This is a genomic window from Rathayibacter sp. KR2-224 (assembly GCF_049446075.1).
Lineage (GTDB): Bacteria > Actinomycetota > Actinomycetes > Actinomycetales > Microbacteriaceae > Humibacter.
Window position 1 is genome coordinate 1,648,509 of the sequence record NZ_JBMSEB010000001.1, and the last position, 18,582, is coordinate 1,667,090.

Sequence of the window (18,582 nt, forward strand, 5' to 3'; positions counted from 1 at the left end):
CCTTGCCTTCACAAGACCATCAGAGCGGCCACGACGCGTCGGGAATCTGCAGGTCCGGGCGACGCGCGCGGAGGAACTCGATCAGTTGCTGATACCCCAGCAGGACACGGGATGCGTGGAACAGCCGCTTCGACGCCGAGCGTGCTACCACCCCGCCGTAGTTGTTAGAAGCGAGCGGTGCCAGCGCGCTGATGTCGCTAAGCGCAACCTGACGGGGCGCTCCGATTCCGGGGATGACCCACACGGTGTCGGCGGTCACCTCGAGGCGTGATCTCGCCATGCCATGCGCCAGCCAGACGAAGAGGGCTCCGCCGATCGCCATCGCAATGCCGGCGATACCCATAGCCAGGGTCTGGGAGTCATCCGTTGCGGTGAGTGCGACGAGAAGCAGGAATCCGCCGAGCACGATCGCGACGATGCCCACGGTTCGCACCAGCACACGCTGCCAGCGGCGGGAGCACACAACGAACAGCACGCCCGCGCGTGATGACTTCCACCTGGCCGTCGACGGCGTCCGGCGAACCAGGCTCGACACGATAGCGGTCACAAGGGACAGCACGACAGCACTGATGACCAGGCTCAAGATGACCGTGGCGACGGAACTCACGTGCGCGCGTTCTTCCGGTTCTTGCGCTGGAAGAGAAGCGAGCGCACGAACAGACCGAAGAAGAATCCCGCCAGAACACAGCAGATCATTGCGATCGCGTCGAATCCCGTGATCGTGGACACCCAGAGGAAGACCAGGATCGCGGCCAATGACGCGATCAGCGGGAACCTACCCGGAAGCGCGACCGTGAGAGCACCCACGACGAACGCCAGGACCACAGCCCACCAGTCCTGACGCAGCGCATCGCCGAGGTGCGCCTGTTGCAGGAACCCGAAGGCGATGAACGCCGCGGGAACGACCGTTCCCAACGGGATGGTCCTCAGCAGGTCTTGTCGACGGGACCGCACGGTTGAGCTCACTTGAACCATTCTGTAGCCTTGTCGATCGCTGGGCTCTCACTCGCCGCAACACTACTGCCGATCAGCGCACCTCCCCACAGTGCTTTCGTGTTCCGTCCAGCGAAGTTGAGAACCCCGTCGTTGCTCCGGACTCCGAAGTGGGACGCCTGCTCCAGACTGTTCATTCCCTTGGGATCCGGCGGAAGAACGTGGTCGGCACCCGGCACGCTGCTGGCATAGGGGAGCACCATGCTCGTGCCGCCAGCAACGGTGCCAGCCGTCGCGACGTGGGTCCAGTCGATCGGCTCTCCGGGGTGTGCGACGACCTGAGTCACGATGTCGCCGCCGGCTCCGCCCGCAGAGTTGATTCCGGCCGTGAGCAGGTGCGCTGTCACGCTCGTTGTCGCACCCCGAGTGCCGTCCTCGAGGAGGTTCCGCGCGATCGTGCCGCCGGCCGGCCCCGCACCGCCGCTGACCGCCCCCGCGAAGGTGCCGCCCGCGAACGCCCCTGCTGCGCCCTGCCAGGTGAGGTGGTTGTGGTTCAGGATGACATAGCTCGCCTCGCTACCCGCGCCGCCGATCGCTCCGTTGATTCCGACGGAATAGGCCAGAGCGGTCGCGCCGTTCGCGCCCGCGGACACTCCGGCGGCCCACGCCCCGGCCCCTCCCGTTGCGGCACCGATCGCCATAGTGACGCCGACCTGTGTCCAGTTGACCTTGCCGGTGGTGAACTTCTGGATCGCGGTGTCCGCGCCACCCGCGATGAGTGCACCGGCTCCTGCCATCAGCGCAATGCCCGCCGGGCCTCCGACACCGGTGCACATCAGCGCAACGCCGGCGACGATCGCCGCCCCTGCGGCGATGTACTCCCAGTTGTGGCTCACCCAGTTGGTCGTCGCGTCCCACGCCTCGGAGGCCCAGCCCCGCGTCTGCGCCCTCAGCTGAGCATCCGTGAGCGGATGAAGGCCGGTCGGGTCACTGAAGGCCAACGGGTTGTTCCCCGCGTAGCTGTACGGGTTTGCCGCCCAGCCAGCCCCGATGACCGGCGGAAGCGGGTCGGTGGCGAGGAACCCGTGCGTGGCGGGGTCGTACGTGCGCGCACCGAGCCACTCCAGCGGTGCCAGACCGTCAGGACGGCTCAGAGACAGGGTGCCTGTGGCGGTGAGACCGAACCCGTCAGGCAGCGAGACCACGGAGTCGACCCGCCATGGGTTCACCGCGTCTTGCCGGGTGCCGCGCCATCCGACGCTGGTCCACCCCTCGCCTATGCCGGTGACCGGGCCGAGCGGAAGAACCGGGGTGTCGCCGACGCCGACCAGGGTGGGGACCGCTGAAGCCGTGTCCCACCAGAGGCGGTTCGAGCCCGCCTGGGCGAGCTGGCCGAGGGCGTCGACGCGCAGTACGGTCGAATCGACCGCGCCGTGCCCTGCCGCGCCAGACATCCGCGTGAGCCAGCCGGTGGGCGTCCACTCGTACTCGAGCGTCGCGCCGTCCGGCCCTACGGTGCGGATGCGCCCACCGCTCCCGTCGTATTCGTGTGCGGTGGAGCTGCCGTCGTCGTGGTGCACCGCGACGAGCTGCCCGGCCGGGTCGTACCCGTACGACTCCTGAACACCGTTCACCGTCTGCTGGGCCACCCGCCCGGACAGATCGAAGGTCAGGGTCTGCGCGATCCCCTCGGAGACCACCTCGGTGAGCTGCTCGGCAAGGTCATAGCCGTACCGCGTGACCGAGCCGTCCCGGATGATCGAGGTGATGCGCCCGTCCGCGTCCCGCTCGATCTCTGTGGTGACCTCGTCTCGGTCCCTCGCGGTCGTGTGCACGGTGATCATGCCGTCTGCCCACGTCCACGACTGACGGGTGACGTTGCCGACGGCATCCGTTGCGACGGCCGTCGTCAGCTGCCCCACCTCATCGTGCGCCAGTACGACCGTTCCGAGACTCGGGTGCTCCACTCGTTCCAGCCGACCCGCCGCGTCGTACTCGTAGCGGGTGGTCCGGCCGAACGCGTCGACCATGCTCGTGCGACGCCCGGCCCTGTCGTAGCTCCAGGTGAGTCCGCTGGCGCCTTCGTCGCCGGATGCCTGGGTGTGGCGAATGAGACGGCCCGCGCGGTCCCACTCCTTCACGTGCCTCACCGCGGCGTCGCCCGTGTAGTCGTCGACGATCACGCGCCGGTGAGAGAGGTCGTACGTGTTGGATGCGATCACCCGCTCATCGACGCTGGTGGATACGGCTTGCCCCGACGCGTTGTAGGTAAAGCCCAGACGGTGCCCATCGCCATCCTGCTGCCACAGCAGGCGGCCTGCGGCGTCGTACCCCGCGGTCGTCGTGCGGCCGAGGGGATCGGTCTTGGTCACCAGGCGATCCATGCCGTCCCACGACTGCGACGTCACACCGCCGGCCGGATCGATGGTTCGCACCAGCCGACCGTTGTCGTCGTATTCGAACCGGGTGACGGCGCCCAGTCCGTTCGTGACGGATGTCAGCTGTCCCGCCAGGTCGTACCCGAAGCAGCGGGTGCCCCACCAGGTGTCGACCGCGGAGGTAACGCGCCCCGTCTTGTCGAACGTGTAGCTGGCGGTGCCGGATCCCGGCTGACGCACTTGCACGAGCCGCCCGCAGGCGTCGTACTTCGCCCAGGCCACGTCACCGTTCGGCAGGATCTGCCGCACCAGGAGCGAATCCTCGTCGTACTCTCTCGTCGTCACGTCACCGTCGGGGCCGATCACCTGAGCCAGTCGCCCGCACTCGTCGTAGACGTATCGAGTGGTCACACCGGTCGGGTCGGTTGTCTCCACCGGCCTGCCGGCGGCATCGCGGCGGATGACCGTCAGCGCACCCTCGGCATCCAGCACCTCGACCACACGGCCGCAGGCGTCGTACACGTACGTCAGCGAGTCCTCTTCGCTCGACCCGACGCTGCGCGGGCGCCCGAGAGCATCCAGTCGCAACGTGGTAGCGAGCAGACCCTCGTCTACGGTGACGGTGTTGTCGGCGTGGTTCGCCTGGACGCCGCTGACGACGCCAGTCGGGTCGATTGCCGCGGTGCGCGTCCCATCCTTGTCGTACCGGTTCTCCCAGACGCCGCCGGTCGGATCGATGGTCGTGACTAGACGGGACAAGGCGTCGTGGGTGTACGCCCAGGTGGACCCGTCGGGAAGCTGCAGCGTCTTCAGGTTGCCGAGGTCGTCCATGACTCGGGTCGTCGCCCGGCCGAGCGGGTCCACGATGCGGGACTGCGACCCATCCGCGCCGTATTCGAACTCGGTGCGGCCGCCGTCCGGGGCGATCTGCGCGGCGAGCCGGCCGGCGGCGGTGTGCTCGAACCGCCACACGCCGCCATCCGCATCGCGACGGCTCACCAGCACGCCGGTTTCATCGTAGGAATACGTGGTGCGATGACCCGACGGAGTCACGGCCGCAACCGCCCTGCCCGCAGCGTCGCGCTCCAGCCGGGCCACATCGCCGACCGCGTTCGTCGTCGATACGAGGTCACCGTGCTCGTCGTATCCGAACCGAAGGACCACCCCGGTCGGATCCGTCACCTGCGACAGCAGCCCGTGCTCCCAGACCATGACGGTGCGACCGCCGGCCGGATCGACGATGACCGAGGGGTTCCGCGTCTCGCCCTCGTACTCGTAGCTGGTGACGGCATCCGGAGTGCTGCCGTCGGTGGATCCGGTGACCACCGTGATCAGGCGGTCCAGGTCGTCGTACCCGTACTGCAGGTCCGCCCCGTCGGGAGTGATCTGATGGATCAGGCGCCCCCGGTCGTCGTACTCCTTGACGGTCTTGCGGCCGACGCGATCGGTCGCCTCGACCATGTCGCCGTGGTCGTCCCAGGCATACGATTGCTGGTTTCCGTCGGAATCGATCACGCCGATCAGGCGGCCGAAGCCGTCCGCGATCCAGGTGTTCGCTCGTTCGCCGTCTGTGTCAGCGACCTCGGTGACGCCACCGGGCAGGTACGTGTACCGGCTCGTGCGGCCGAACGGAGATCGCTGCCAGGTGACTCGGCCCTGCTCGTCGTATCCGTTCACCAGGAGGATCACGCCGTCGCCGTCGATCACCTGCTCGATGAGGCCCGGATTCTCGCCCCAGACATACCGGCGCACGCCCGACGGACCGGACGCGGAGACCAGACGGCCCGCCTCGTCATAGTCGTAGGCGACGCGACGACCATCCGATGCCTGAATCGCGGACACCTGGATGCCGTCCCACTCGATGGAGATCGAACGGCCGCGTTCGTGCACGAGGCCGATCAGCCGCCGGTTGCCGCCGTACATCAGGTCGACACGGGTGCCGGCTCCACGAGCGAACGACTCCAGACGACCGGATGCCGTGAACATCCAGGTGCCGCCCGCGTTGTCGAACACGACGAAGCCGTCGCCGAAAAGGTCCAGCCAGTACGAGGAGCCGGTCGCCCGGTCCCACCCGTCCTCGCCACGGGGGAACACGATGTGCCGCCCGTCCGGCTGGACCCAGTGCGCGGTCTCATCGACGAAGAGCAGTGCGCTCTCGGTCCACGACGACCAGCCGGGGCCGAAGGCCCCAGGCGTCGGGTCGACGGAGTTGTACATGCGCGTGAAGACGAGCTCGCTGCACGCCCCGTCGAACGCGAGGTCGGTCTCCGGCTCGATGAAGTTGCCGGTCGCGGTGTTCACCGGGTCGTCGGCGTAGCCGCTCGTGACCAGCCCGCCCTTGACGGTGGGCATGCTGATGGTGAGATCCTGGCGCGTTGCCGACACGTGAGCGGCGGCGAGCGCCGCGGTGAGGGCCGCGTTCGACAGGGTGCACACGCTGCCCGACCCGCCGGCCCGCTCGAACGCGGCGGCCACCACGTTCGCCCAGCTGACCTCCTGGGTGTTGCCCTGGATGAACTGCTGGAACGCGGTCAGCACGCTGCCGGCATCCAGGCTCCCCCAGCCGCACGACGAGGTGAACGCCGTGTACGCCTTCTGCACTGCGGAGTGCTGGGCGGTGAGTGTGGAGTCGTTCGTGCCGGTGGTGGTCGCGAACGACGTGAGGTTGTCCGGGATCGCCGAGGATGTTCCCGACGAGGCGCCGCCGCCGGACCCTGGTTGCGGGGTCTCCCTCGCTCCGACCGGGGGCTTAGGAGCAACGGGATTGAGCGGCGGAGCCGGAGGACCCACCGGAGGCGTGTCGCTCTGGCCGAGCACGTTGTGCTCCACCCAGCCCCACGCGGAGCTCAGCCCGCTCTGGTGCTTCTGGTCCTCTTCCCACTTCCTGGCCTTCAGGCGGCGCTGCTGCTCGGCGTCGGCGGCCTTCTGCAGCTCCCCGGTGAGCGTCGCGACGGCACGCAGCGCGGTGGACAGCTCGCCGGCATCCTTCACCTGTGTCGTGCCGTTCGATGCGAACACGGTGGAGAAGTAGCCCTTGAACTGCTCCTCGCCCTTCGTTCGCGCCGACTGCATCGAACCCTTCTGGCCGTCGATCACGCCCGCGGCGGTATTGCACGCGGTGATCAACGCCTGAGCATCCGAATCGGAGAACTTCACGTTCTCCTTGTACGCACCCAGATCAGCCATGGAAGCCGCCCACTCTCCTACGAAGTCCGAAACTCACCGATCATCGCGCCGAACCGGCGCGGTCGCAGACCGGTCCGGTTTCGGCCCCGGCCCTGTTTCGGGCCGACACTCCGCGATGACTCAGTTGCCGCCACCGGCAGTGAAGATGTTGGTCGAGATCGTCTTCAGCTCACGATGAAGCTCGTCCAGCTTCTGAATCGCGTTCTTCAGCGCCGTGTTCGTGCTCGGCCACGTGTCATTGCGGAACGTCTCGGCCAGAGGACCGTCCCAGTTGTTCGGCTCCGACAGGATCTTGCCCTGGGCGTCCAGAGCGCTGATCTGGTCCGTCAGCCCGCCGTTGATGATCGTCTGAATCTGCGAGATCGCCGCCTTCGCGGCCTCCGTCGACAAAACACGAGAAGACATGGATATCCCCTATTCCAAGTTGCCTGCTGAACGCAGGACGAAACGAAACTCCGTACCACCCGGGCACGAGGATGCACGAGCGACACGAAAACCTTCAAGCCATCAGCCCGCTCGATCCGAACCGACTGACAGGACCGATGCTAGCCAGCCAAGGCGACGGGCCGGAATGGGGAGGACTCCCCATGCTCACGGAAGAGGCAGCTGCACTCGTTCGAACGCGCCACGCGCCACGTACACGCCACGCCCGGGAGGGAACTCGCTGCGAGCCGCACGCGGCAATGGGGTATTCAGGATGATGTCGCCGTCTGTCGGCTCCGGCTGCAGCAGGAGACCGCGCCTACTCGACTTGGCCTCGCCGATCATCCCCCAGCTGGATGCCCACCCGCTTTGGTCGCCTTCGGCAAGAAGGAAATGGTCGCTGCGGTTGACCGCCTTGATGAGCTCGGTCAGGGATGAGTCGGCGGCCGACTGCGAGAAGTCGCCAATCGACTCGATGAAGACGCCGATGCGGGTGCCGCCCTCCTCACGCACGGATGCGCTCAGCCTGGCCGCGAGCGCGTCCGCGGCCTCCGCCGTGGTGGCACACTCGGCCCACATCGACTCGCGCGAGGCGACCGACCGCGCATTGCCGATGTAGTAAAGACGCGCCGCATGGTCGAAGCGTCGCAACGAGCGAGCCATCGCGATGAACGCGGTCGTTCGTCCGCTCGCCGGCGGACCGGAGAGCACCATGGCACCGACGGGGTCGAAGCCGACCGGCACGAGGTCGGTCTCACCGACGCCGAGGACAGGCGCATCCCCGACTCGGTCGGGCAGCGAGGATTGCGGGTACTCGACGGGCAGGGATCCGACCTCCGGAGCCAGCTTCACGCCGGCCCGGTTCATGGCCTCGGCGAGCTTGGCGACATTGGCGGACTGTTCGGACACCACGGAAGAGCCGCCGAGCACGGCGATCTGCGTCTCCAGGCCGTCCACGATCGCTCTGCCGGCGGGCGACGTTGAGGAGAGCACGTCGGCCGGGGCGTCGAGCATGCGGTACCCGTCATCGTCGGCGAGTCGCAGCACGACGTTCCGCTGCACGCTCGCGGAGACCGAGCTGGGTACCGCGCCGCCTCGATCGGCGGTGAACGCGACGTGTATGCCCAGCTGCCGTCCGTCGGTGAGGATGTCGCGGAAGATGTCGTACCACTGCGCGCGGTTGCCCATCGCCTCGAAGTCTTCACGGAAGCTCGGGAAGCCGTCGATCAGGAGCAGGATGCGCGCTTCATCTGGCTGTGCCGCGAGTGCGCGGTACTCGGTGATGTTGGATGCGTTGGCCGCGGCGAAGCGCGCCGATCGATCCTCCAGCTCCTTCCGCAGCATGCGGAACAGCCTCGCGACCCGTTCGATGTCGTCGCCCTTGACGACGGCGCCGACGTGCGGCAGCTGCTCGAGCATCCGCAGGCTTCCGGCGCCGAAATCCAGCGCGTAGACCTGCACCGGACCGCCCCGCGGCGTGATCGCCGCCGAGCAGGCGAGTGTGCGGAGCACCGTGGACTTGCCGGAGCCTCCCGTTCCGTAGACCGCGAGGTTGCCGTCGACATCCGGCTGGAAATAGATGGGCACCTGCTCCTGCAGCTCAGGCACGTCGGCGACGCCGAGCAGCAGCTCCGAGTCGGTCCGCTGCCGAAGCAGACTCAGGTCGTATGCCGGCGCCAGCTCGTCGAGCCATGGGCGCCGCGGAGCCGGGATCGCCGCAACCCGCTGCGCATCGATCATGGATGCCACGAGACGCTGCTGATCGGTCGGGCCCGGGTCGCGCTTCAGGTCGGCATCCGGATCCGGCGCCGCCGGGTCCTCCCAGCGCACCTCACCGCCGAACCGAAGCTCCGCAACGTCGATGCCCGCCCGCTCCGGTTCCCGGGTCGTCCACCCTCCCGCGTAGCCGGACTGGAACAGGGTGAGCCGGCCGGGACCGGTCTTCGCCATGCCCCTTCCCGGGATGCCTGGGTCGAAGTGGGCGGCATCCTTGATGCCGACGACGTCGGTGGAGTCCGATTCGTCCGCCATGCGCAGCGCGACGCGCAGGTTGGTGTTCGCGCGCAGGTTGTCCCTGATCACACCGGCCGGCCGCTGCGTGGCCATGATGAGGTGGATGCCGAGGGAGCGGCCGCGCTGGGCGATGTCGACGACACCGTCCACGAACTCCGGCACCTCGCCGACGAGCGCGGCGAACTCGTCGATCACGAGCACGAGCGCAGGCGGGCTGTCGGGGTCTCCGCGCCGCTCGAGCTCCAGAAGGTCTTTCGCCTTCTTACGGTTCAGCAGGTGCTCGCGGTGCCTGAGCTCCGCGCGCAGACTCGTCAGGGCCCTCCGCACGAGGTGCGGACTCAGATCGGTGACCAGGCCGACGCAGTGCGGCAGGTTCACGCAGTCGGCGAACGCGGATCCGCCCTTGTAGTCGACGAACAGGAAGGTGACCCTGTCTGGGCTGTATTCGGCGGCCATGCCGAGCACCCAGGCCTGCAGGAATTCGGACTTTCCGGATCCCGTCGTTCCGCCGACCAGCGCGTGCGGACCCTGGGTGCGCAGGTCGAGGTGCATGGCGTCGATGCCCCCCGACCCGACGGTCGCCCGCAGGGTTCCCGCCCGACGGGGAACGGGGGCTGCGCCGCTGCGGTCGTGCACCGAGTTGTTCTGTCTCCAGCGGTCGACCACCGCGTCGCTCGACTCGACGAGGTCGTGGCCGAGCAGCGTGACGAGCGAGATGGATCGAGGCAGGTCGCTGGAATCGGCCGTGACCGCGCCCGCGTCGATGACGGCGGCCATCCGACGGGCGAACTCGAGCGCTTGGCGGCCGTCGACGGCCTCGGTCACGATGTCGTCGATGACCTCGCCGAGACGCACGAAGCCGACGCGCCCAGTGCCCTGCTCGTCTCCCAGCTCGAGGTAGGTGCGGCAGACGGCGGGGAGGGCGGGCACGTCGTCGGCGATCCAGATGGGGTAGACACCGGCATCCGCCGCCCGCTCCGCCACCTGCACGAGGCGGGCGCGGTCGACCGCGGCGTCATCCGAGATCAGCACGACCATGGCGGGAATGGGGGCCTGGGTACCCTGCACCGTCTGCCCCTTGCCTACCTCTGAGCCGCGGTCGAGCTTCGCCTGGTCGGCCTCGATGGCGCCGCGGCGCTGGGCCGACCCCGGCTGTGAACGCGACTCGATCAGGCCCTCCAGTGCCGAGACGAGCGTGGCGCCACTGGAAGCGCTGTCGGCGAGATGACCGACCCCGATCGGCGATTGCGGGCTCGAGGTGTGCGGGATCCACTTCAGCCACTCCAGCTCGGCCGACCAGCGCGGAGAGACGACGGCGGCAACGGCGAGTTCGGCCGGCGAATGCAGCGACGTGAGCTGCACCATGATCGAGTTGAGGCTGCCGATGGCCTGGTGCGGCGATCCGGCGATGCCGAGCGCGCCGGAGTCGAAGAGGTTGTCGACGATCGGCACCTGACCGATCGTCTCGTGCTCGCCGACGACCTCGTCGAGGCGCTCCTGGTAGGCCTTGAGGATCTCGCCGCGTCCGCCCGTCTTGATCGCGTTGCGGCTCTTCATGCGCCCGACACCGAGGCGAACGTTGAGGAACGACCAGTGCTCGGGTCGGCGAGTCCAGAGCAGCGGTCCGCGCAGGATCGCCTGGTTGAAGGCATCCTCGGTCGACGGCGACTCCTTGGTGCGCAGCTCGTGCTCCTTCGCGAGCTCCGCGTCGAGTTCCTCGCCGAGACCGCTCAGGCGCTCGTCGAACTCCGCGACCGACTTCTTCAGCCGGCGCTTCGCGCGCGTCTTCTCCGTGAGCGAGTTGCCCACCATCATCACGGGCGACATGAGGATGAACAACAGCGACGTGATCTGCTGCGAGAACGCGAACATCAGGCCGCCGACGAGCAACGGCGCGATCATGGCCAGGAGCGGGAACGGCTGCGGCTCCGGCTCCGCTGGCACCTCGGGTGCCGCGAATTCCTGGCCGGCGTAGCGCACCTCCACCTTGGGCGAACGATTGAAGAAGACCGGGCCGGCCTTCGGCACCATGCCTGCCACGTCCGGATGCGTGACGGTGATCCTCACCTCGGAGTCGCCGATGAGCAGCGTCTCTTCGCGCTTGATGCGCAGCCGAGGGACGATGCCGCCGTCGACGACGATGCCATTCGCGCTGCCCAGATCGACGGCCTCCACGGCGTCCGAGGTCTCGAAGCGAACGTGACGCTTGGAGACCAGGTCGTCGTGCAGCACGATGTCGCAGCCCTGGTCGCGGCCGAGCACCGTCGTGCCGAGCATGAGCGGAAAGCTGTTGCCGGCATCCGGACCGCTCAGCACGGCGAGAGTCGCAACCTGGATGCGGCTGCCGACCTCCTTTGGCGCGTAATGGATGTCTGCTGGTGCCAACTGCACGACCGCCCCGCTGGCGATCCAAGCCTCCCCGACCGGCACGTCGGGCGGCAGCGGCACCGACTCGGACTGGCCAGGGAGCGTCGCGCGCAGCGTCAGCGGTACACCGTCGGCCGCTGGTGCACCGGATGCCTGCGCCGAGGAAGCGCCTTCGGGATCGAGGCGCGCGATCGCCGATGCGATCTCTGAGATGCTCGCGGCGGCATCCGCTGTGACGACGATGTCGGCCGGCGCGCCCGAAGGCCGCTTGAGCGTGAGCTTGAGGCGCATGCTGCTGGACTCCTGGGGCCTGGCCGCGCTGGACCACGGACGGGAAGCGTCGCGGAGCCCACGCCCCGCGACGCTTCCCTACCCTAACCGGCGCACAGGCGCCGAGGCGTTTACAGCGACCGTTGGTATGCCCGCAGCGCACGCACGGACCAGATGTAGGCCAGCACGCCGAGCACGAGCAGCCCCCCGACGTGCCACAACGCGGAGGCGTCGACGGTGCCCGCGAGGGTGTTGCGGGCGAGGTCGACCGACCACGTCATGGGGTTGTACTTCGACACGTTCTGCACCCACTCCGGCATGAGCGACGCCGGCATCATGGTGCTGGACAGGAACGTGGCAGGCAGCACGACGATCTGCGAGATGCCGATGAGAGCGACATGGCTGCGCGCGGTGAGCGCGACGGCCGTCGACAGCGAGCAGAAGATGGCGCCGAGCAGTAGTGCCACCAGCAGCGCGAGCGCCATGCCGCCGATGCCGCCCGGGTAGCTCGCCCCGCCCAGCCAGCCGATGAGGAGCACGACGATCGACTGCGCGAGGCAGATGACGAGCTGCTGCACCAGCTGACCCGTGATGATCGCCGTGCGGGCGACCGGCGCGGTGAGGAGCTGGTCCATCACACCCGACTTCATGTCATCGATGTAGCCGGTCCCCGCCCACGCGCCGCCGTAGAGCACGGTCATCATGAGCACTCCGGGCACCAGGAAGGTCGCGTAACCCGTGTCGCCGAAGCCGGGCAGCTTGCCGAGTGACGAGAAGACCTGGCCGAACAGCAGGATCCACACGATGGGCTGCACAAGCGAGAACGCTGCGCCCCACACCTGCCTCCTCGTGTTCGTGAGCCAGCGCCCGGTGATCTGCGCCGCCTGGGTGAGCCATCCGGCCCGCACCGGATGCGCCGGCACGCCGCGCGTTGCCGCGGCGATTGTCGTGGTGGTCATGCTGCTTCTCCGTTCGGGATGATGTCGTTGCGGCCGCCCGCTTGGGTTCCCGATGCCGCCTCGTCTGCGCTCGTCGAGGCATCCGCGGTGTCGAATGAGCGGCCCGCGTAGTGCAGGTACACATCGTCGAGGCTCGGGCGGGATGCCGACACGGCGCCGAACACGATGCCCGCGGCCTCGAGTGCCGCGATGGTGGGCGCGACGGCGGCCGATGCGTCGTCGGTGCGGGCGACCAGCTGGCCGCTCGTGCCCTGCGACTCGACGACGACGTCACGCAGCCCAGCAACCCGGGAGGTGGCGGCGCGTACCGACTCGACGTCCGGCTCGATCAAAGCCACCCGAAGGGTGTCACCGTTGAGGGATGCCTTCAGCTCGTCAGGACTGCCGCTCACGACCCTGGTGCCGTGGTCGATGATCATGACGTCGTCTGCCAGCCGGTCCGCCTCCTCGAGGTAGTGAGTGGTGAGGATGACCGTGATCGCGCGTTCGGCCGACAGCCGGCGGATCTCCGCCCACATCGCGGCCCTCGCCTCGGGGTCGAGGCCGGTCGTGGGCTCGTCGAGAAAGAGCACGCGAGGTGCGTGCACGAGCGCGGCCGCGACATCCAGCCTTCGGCGCATGCCCCCGGAGAACTTGCCGACCGGGCGGTGCGCTGCCTCGGCCAGGCCGAACTCGGTGAGCAGAGCGGATGCCCGCGCCCTGGCATCCGCGGAGCTCATGCCCCGCAGTCGGCCGGCGAGCACGAGGTTCTCCGTTCCGGTGAGCAGGGGGTCGGTGCTGGCGCCCTGCGACACGTAGCCGATGTGCTGACGCACCTCGGCCGGCCGCCGCACCACGTCGATGCCGTCGATGCGTGCGGATCCGCCGCTCGGGCGGCTGAGCGTCGTGAGGATCTTCGTCGTCGTGGACTTGCCTGCGCCGTTCGGGCCGAGCATCGAGAACACGATGCCCGCAGGCACCTGGAAGGTCAGTCCGCGCAGCGCGTGAACGGGTGCACGACGTGCGCCGCGGTAGGTCTTCGTGAGGTCTGCGACATCGACCGCGATGCGCGCGGCTGCCGCCTGATATGCCGTTACGTCGTTCATGACCGGCTCTCCTTGTCGTCTGAAGTGAAGTTGTGGGTGGAGCGCTGGGCGGTGGCGGAACCGTGTTCGGGAACGAAGAGCATCCGCGCAAGCACGAGGAAGAAGACGACGAACCCCGCGACGAGCGCCAGCCACGACCAGAGGAATCCGATAGTGAGGCTGAGCACGACGAACCCGGCGATCGACAGCACCATGATCACGACCGTGTAGATGCCGAACCTCGCGGCGGCTGCCGGGTCTTTGCTGAAGCGGTCGCCCCCGTCGTAACCGGCGTATTCGGTACGGAGTCTGGCCGCCCACGGCTTCTTGCGGTTCGTCTGCGTGGCTCCTAGATAGCTGAACCAGGCGATCGAGATCACGACGAGAGGCGCCGCGACCACGAGCAGCCACACGTCCCGCATGGTGCCGAAGAACAGACCGGCGAGGGCGAGCCCGGCCAGTCCGAGGAATGCGCCGGCGCCGTAGCCTACGGCACGCCGGCCGGGCAGCGGGTAGTTGGTGGTGGTCTCCTGGTGCGTTCCGTCCCCGACGATCACGCCCACGGGTGCGGCGAGCAGCACGACGGCTACTGCGACGGATGCGGCGAGCGGCCACCCGAGGATGCCCAGTGCCGCCAACACTGTCAGCGCGAGTCCCGCCGCGGCGACGACCGCGAGCACCACGGTGCGCACCACGAACAACGGCCGAGGACGCACCTTGTGGCGGCGGAGCAGCTCGAACGCGTCGCTCGCGCGGGAGGCGGCATCCGTCGGCTTTCGCGAGGCATCCGTTGGGGGTGCGGGGTCTGCTGCGGACACCGGCTCACCCGTCACCTCCGCGACGAGCTGGGCAAGATCGCCGAGCTCGTCGAAGGCTGCGGTCACGGCAGCGGTGGGGCCAGAACCGGATGCCTCCAACTCGGCGACGCGGGCCGCCAGGCTCGCCCGCAACTCGTCTTTAAGGTCGTGGAGCTCGTCGGTGTCGGGAAAGCGTCGGAACGCCTCATCGAGGCGCGCGTCGAGCTCTCCCTGGTCACGGGCGCTCATGAGCGGCCCCCTTTCAGATTCAGGAGTCTGTTGATGATCTGCTGCGTCGCCAGCCAGTCCTCGACGTTGCGTCGATAGACAGCGCGGCCGGCGTCGGTGATGCGGTAGTACTTGCGGCGACCGCCCTGGGTCTCGTCACCCCAGTACGGCTCGATGAGTCCGTCCTTTGTCAGACGGCGGAAGCTGGCGTACAGCGTCGCCTCCTTGATCTCGTACTCACCGCCCGCGGCGTCGCGGATCGCCTTGTGGATCTCGTAGCCGTAGCCGTCTCCGCGCTGCAACACGCCGAGCACGATCGTGTCGGTGTGCCCACGCAGCAGATCGGACGCGAACGCAGCGGATGCCCCGAGCGGCTCCCGTTGGCCGCCCCGCTGCCCGCCGCTCGCGTCTTCGGCGTCTGGGCCGCCGGAGGGATGCGCACCGGACGGGTGCCCGCCGGAGCCGGTGTTGTCTTCCATGTCGAGTACTGTAACAGATATAGTACTTGCGCTGTCAAGAGTGAGGGCAAATCCCTCTTCGAACGCTCGAAGCACCCGTTGCATCCGTTGCATCCGTTGCATCCGCTGCATCCGCTGCCGTCTACCGGCGTTCCGCTGTCACAAAATGCGGGTCCTCCTCCGCCGTACCCACGTTTTGTGACAGCGGAAGGGCAACACGAACGCGCGCGACTCCAACGGACGGGATGCGCGCTGGCCGGGCCTGCGGCGCCGGCGTGGGCTACCGCGCTGAGTCGCAGGCCGAGCGCACCCGCCGACCAGTTCCTCTGGGTGACGGAACAGCAGTCTGGGCGTGACCCTGATCACCCGCCACCCGCGCTCGGCCAGCCTGTCTATGCGGTCCACGTCTTTCGCCCACTGGGCCGGATCGCTCCGATGGTGATCGCCTTCGTACTCGATGGCAACCCGCAGCGCCGGGTAGGCCATGTCGACGCAGGCGAGGAAGGTTCCATGCGAATCGAACACATCGTGATCGAGCTCGGGCTCCGGCAGGCCGGCGGCGACAAGTGTGAGTCGCGTCCACGTCTCGGGTCGCGACGACGCGCCCGTACGAACCAAGGGCAACGCGGCGCGCAGCGCTGCGCCGCCGACCCGTCGCCCTGAGTTCGCGGCGTCATGCAGCTCCGCAATGGTGCCGAGCGGCGACGCGGGAGCCCGCGAAAACCCGCCGGGCATTCGTGGCACGCGCGCGACGGCATCCGCGACGGCGACGACGTCGTACGGATGCACGAGAATTGCGGCGACGCTGGCCCAGGTCGATGCCGGGCTCGACACACGCAGACCCGAGTCAGGATGCTCGCACACGGTCGTGCTTGCAGCTCGCGCTTGGTGCCTGACCACACCTCGAGCACGCGGAGCACGCCTCGGCGCCACAACGCTCACGTGCACCACGTTGGGATCGAGGGACCCAGGCGGCAGTGGCAGCCGCCAGATCGTCGCCGCCGTCAGGTGGCTGAAGAACTCGTGTTCGGCCATGCGCGCGGCATATCTGCGGGCCAGCTCCTCGACGTGAAGCTCGACCGAATCTGCTTTGTCGGGCAACGGGATGGCACGTACGCCGTGGAATGGTGAGTCGAGGTCGCGTGCGCGAAGACGGGATGCCGCTACGCCGGCATCCCGGGCCGCAGCGGACGTGAAGATGCGCCCCAACTCGGGCGGAATCGACGACCTGCGCATGTCAGGAACCATGCCGCATCCCGGGCGACGGCCTCGGTCCGTCTCCACAGGGCCGCCGCCCTCGCTGACACCGATGGGCTTCGCGGACCCGTCTCCGTCACTCCGCTGTCACATAATGCGGGTCGCAACCCGGGACATCCGCATTTTGTGACAGCGGAACGCGCGACGTCCGGCGAAGTGGAACGCGCGAGGCCCAGCGAAGCGGAACGCGCGAGGCCCAGCGAAGCGGAACGCGCGAGCAGCGACACGCCGCCGACGCTCAGTCGCCGCGTTTCTCCCAGGGCCATCGCGGCCGGCCACGCTCGTCGAAACGTGACGACAGCACGATCATGTCCAGCAGCACGACGACGACAGACAGGATGCCCGCCGCGGCCGCGAACGGACCGATGAGCTGCGCGACCGCGAAGGGAACGAATCGGTACGGATCGGCGACGGCCACGACCACGCCTCCCGCGACGGTGTACGCCACGTATGAGCCGATGCCGGCCAGCAGGGCGGGGCCGATCGCGATGTCATGCGCCCGCCGCTCGCTCCGCCGCGCGCGCACCAGGAGCACGACGAAGACCACCGCCGCCGCTGCACCCGCTGCGATGGGACCGGCGAGGGGACCGGCATCCGGTTCGTCGATCACGTCCCGATTCAGCAGCACGCTGAGCACACCGAGCGCCGCAATGAGCAGCGCGGCGTACAGGGCCGTCGCGAAGACGGCGAGAGTTGCTGCGTAACGACGGAATTCCATGATCGGATGCTGCTGCCTAGCCTGGAGACTACCGCCGATACTCACGCGCGCCGGTGCTCGCTCGACCGCCTGCTCCCCAGGCCGGCCCGCGATGGCGCGCGGTCGATGCAGGTGTTGCCTGACCCGCGGACGACCTTTGCCGGCTCAGGCCGCTGGTGTTGCCGGGCCTGCCGCCATCCGACGCTCGTGTTCGCGCTGAGCCTCGAGGTTTGCCGCGCGCACCCTGCGGCCACGGGCTGCGATCCAGGCGCCGAACCACATCGCCACTTCGCGCGCCACCACGGCAGCCGCGATGGTCAGCGGACTGACCCAGAGGGTCCCGAGGAACTGGTTCACCTCGCTCGTCTTCAGGGTCCACGCCTGCACCGTGACCAGCGCGCCGGCAACGTAGCCGAAGTACACGGCGACGCCGACGACGAACGACCCGATGACGTGCGCCCACCATCCGGCGCGGTTCACGATCGCGATGACGAGCGCGTAGACGAGGAAGAACACCACGACGGGAGCCCAGAAGCCGGCCGTCTGCAGGTAGCGCTCCCAGAGATTCACGGCCGTGTGCGGATTGCGAAGCGCGAAGATGCCGAGTGCTACGGCCGCGAACACGACGGCGTACACGACTGCGGCGATCACATCGATGAGGATGCCCACGAGCCGGTTGCCCCGCCTCCTCGGCGGCGTCGGAGCCGTGACATACATAGGCGTAGCGGCCGCGGCGGTCGCGGCGTACGGGACCGGCTCCGGTTCGGCATTCGTCTGTGTCGCTGCGGGTTCGGCCGCCGGCTCTTCGGTGACGGGAGCGGCCGCTGGTGCTCCGGCGGGAGCCGCCTGGGCTGGCGCACCGTACACCGGCGCCTGCTCGGCAGGCGGGTACCCTGCGGCGGTCTGTTCTGCGGGCGCGTAGCCGGCCGGAGCCGGCTCGCTCGGCGCATAGCCGGCCGGAGCTTGCTCGGCATATCCGGGCTCGGCGTCCCCATACCCGGTGGGCGCGGTCTCGCCTGCAGTGCTTCCGTACTGCGGCGTACCGGCATCGGCGGGCGTTGGCTCGCCGTACCGAGCGTGACTGCTCTCGTAGTCTGCGGGCGCGGAGTCGGCCGGTGCGGTGGCCGCCGCGGAATCGGCTGAGCCGATCCCCGTCCCGTCGTCGCTTGTGGTCGCGGCCCCGCCTGAGGGCTCGGGCGGCAATACGGTCGGCTCCGACCTCTCGGTGGCCGGCACGTCGTCGTTCCCACGGATCACGTCGAACGCGGCCGTGTCGTCGCCGACGTACGCCGGCTGTGCAGCGCCCGTCGGCTCTGCAGCGCTCTCCTCATCGAGGGGTGCGCCCGAAGCCGGCTCACCGGCATCCGTCGGCACCTCGTCGATGCGCCTCGTCTCGGCCGGCGCGGAATCGTCCAGCTCCCCACCGGCGGCATCGGTCGACTCCGGTGCGTCCTCGTCCACCGGTCGCTGCTCGACGGGCTTACGCGTCTCGTCCGCGCCTGACCCGTGCGGTGTCTCGTTGCTCATGGTGCCCCCTGCAATGTTCGCGGCT

General features: G+C 68.6%; 12 protein-coding genes. All 12 read right to left on the reverse strand.

Going from position 1 to position 18,582, the window contains the following annotated elements; translation table 11 throughout:
- Positions 1 to 19: 19 nt before the first annotated feature.
- Complete coding sequence (locus ACO2Q7_RS07530; RefSeq protein WP_423354982.1) at positions 20 to 607, reverse strand: hypothetical protein; 588 nt, start codon at positions 605 to 607, stop codon at positions 20 to 22.
- A complete protein-coding gene (locus tag ACO2Q7_RS07535) occupies positions 604 to 966 on the reverse strand; it encodes a hypothetical protein (protein WP_423354983.1) in 363 nt (120 codons plus the stop codon). The genes ACO2Q7_RS07530 and ACO2Q7_RS07535 overlap by 4 nt, the downstream gene beginning before the upstream one ends.
- Positions 963 to 6,497, reverse strand: coding sequence for a DUF6531 domain-containing protein (locus ACO2Q7_RS07540; protein ID WP_423354984.1), 5,535 nt, complete (start codon positions 6,495 to 6,497; stop codon positions 963 to 965). Before ACO2Q7_RS07540 ends, ACO2Q7_RS07535 begins: the two co-directional genes overlap by 4 nt.
- Before the next feature lie 120 nt (positions 6,498 to 6,617).
- A complete protein-coding gene (locus tag ACO2Q7_RS07545) occupies positions 6,618 to 6,902 on the reverse strand; it encodes a pyrophosphorylase (RefSeq protein ID WP_423354985.1) in 285 nt (94 codons plus the stop codon).
- 186 nt (positions 6,903 to 7,088) lie between these two features.
- The gene (locus ACO2Q7_RS07550; protein ID WP_423354986.1) at positions 7,089 to 11,591 is read right to left on the reverse strand and encodes an FtsK/SpoIIIE domain-containing protein; all 4,503 of its coding nucleotides are present in this window, start codon (positions 11,589 to 11,591) and stop codon (positions 7,089 to 7,091) included.
- 110 nt (positions 11,592 to 11,701) lie between these two features.
- On the reverse strand, positions 11,702 to 12,529 hold the full coding sequence (locus ACO2Q7_RS07555; protein ID WP_423354987.1) for an ABC transporter permease: 828 nt from the start codon (positions 12,527 to 12,529) through the stop codon (positions 11,702 to 11,704).
- A complete protein-coding gene (locus ACO2Q7_RS07560) occupies positions 12,526 to 13,614 on the reverse strand; it encodes an ABC transporter ATP-binding protein (RefSeq protein WP_423354988.1) in 1,089 nt (362 codons plus the stop codon). The genes ACO2Q7_RS07555 and ACO2Q7_RS07560 overlap by 4 nt, the downstream gene beginning before the upstream one ends.
- Entirely contained in the window at positions 13,611 to 14,639 is a 1,029-nt protein-coding gene (locus tag ACO2Q7_RS07565; protein WP_423354989.1) for a permease prefix domain 1-containing protein, read from the reverse strand. Before ACO2Q7_RS07565 ends, ACO2Q7_RS07560 begins: the two co-directional genes overlap by 4 nt.
- Positions 14,636 to 15,097, reverse strand: a complete 462-nt coding sequence (locus ACO2Q7_RS07570; protein ID WP_423354990.1) for a PadR family transcriptional regulator — start codon at positions 15,095 to 15,097, stop codon at positions 14,636 to 14,638. Before ACO2Q7_RS07570 ends, ACO2Q7_RS07565 begins: the two co-directional genes overlap by 4 nt.
- Before the next feature lie 138 nt (positions 15,098 to 15,235).
- Positions 15,236 to 16,312 carry an endonuclease domain-containing protein gene (locus ACO2Q7_RS07575; RefSeq protein WP_423354991.1) on the reverse strand — a complete coding sequence of 359 codons (1,077 nt, stop codon included), beginning with the start codon at positions 16,310 to 16,312 and terminating at the stop codon, positions 15,236 to 15,238.
- A 259-nt stretch (positions 16,313 to 16,571) separates the two neighbouring features.
- A complete protein-coding gene (locus tag ACO2Q7_RS07580; RefSeq protein WP_423354992.1) occupies positions 16,572 to 17,051 on the reverse strand; it encodes a DUF6121 family protein in 480 nt (159 codons plus the stop codon).
- Between the two features lie 144 nt (positions 17,052 to 17,195).
- Entirely contained in the window at positions 17,196 to 18,557 is a 1,362-nt protein-coding gene (locus ACO2Q7_RS07585) for a hypothetical protein (protein ID WP_423354993.1), read from the reverse strand.
- Positions 18,558 to 18,582: the final 25 nt, after the last annotated feature.

Coding starts and splice junctions, on each gene's coding strand:
- ACO2Q7_RS07540 (WP_423354984.1), bottom strand. CDS start 6,497: ATGGCTGATCTGGGTGCGTACAAGGAGAACGTGAAGTTCTCCGATTCG.
- ACO2Q7_RS07545 (WP_423354985.1), bottom strand. CDS start 6,902: ATGTCTTCTCGTGTTTTGTCGACGGAGGCCGCGAAGGCGGCGATCTCG.
- ACO2Q7_RS07550 (WP_423354986.1), bottom strand. CDS start 11,591: ATGCGCCTCAAGCTCACGCTCAAGCGGCCTTCGGGCGCGCCGGCCGAC.
- ACO2Q7_RS07555 (WP_423354987.1), bottom strand. CDS start 12,529: ATGACCACCACGACAATCGCCGCGGCAACGCGCGGCGTGCCGGCGCAT.
- ACO2Q7_RS07560 (WP_423354988.1), bottom strand. CDS start 13,614: ATGAACGACGTAACGGCATATCAGGCGGCAGCCGCGCGCATCGCGGTC.
- ACO2Q7_RS07565 (WP_423354989.1), bottom strand. CDS start 14,639: ATGAGCGCCCGTGACCAGGGAGAGCTCGACGCGCGCCTCGATGAGGCG.
- ACO2Q7_RS07570 (WP_423354990.1), bottom strand. CDS start 15,097: ATGGAAGACAACACCGGCTCCGGCGGGCACCCGTCCGGTGCGCATCCC.
- ACO2Q7_RS07575 (WP_423354991.1), bottom strand. CDS start 16,312: ATGCGCAGGTCGTCGATTCCGCCCGAGTTGGGGCGCATCTTCACGTCC.
- ACO2Q7_RS07580 (WP_423354992.1), bottom strand. CDS start 17,051: ATGGAATTCCGTCGTTACGCAGCAACTCTCGCCGTCTTCGCGACGGCC.
- ACO2Q7_RS07585 (WP_423354993.1), bottom strand. CDS start 18,557: ATGAGCAACGAGACACCGCACGGGTCAGGCGCGGACGAGACGCGTAAG.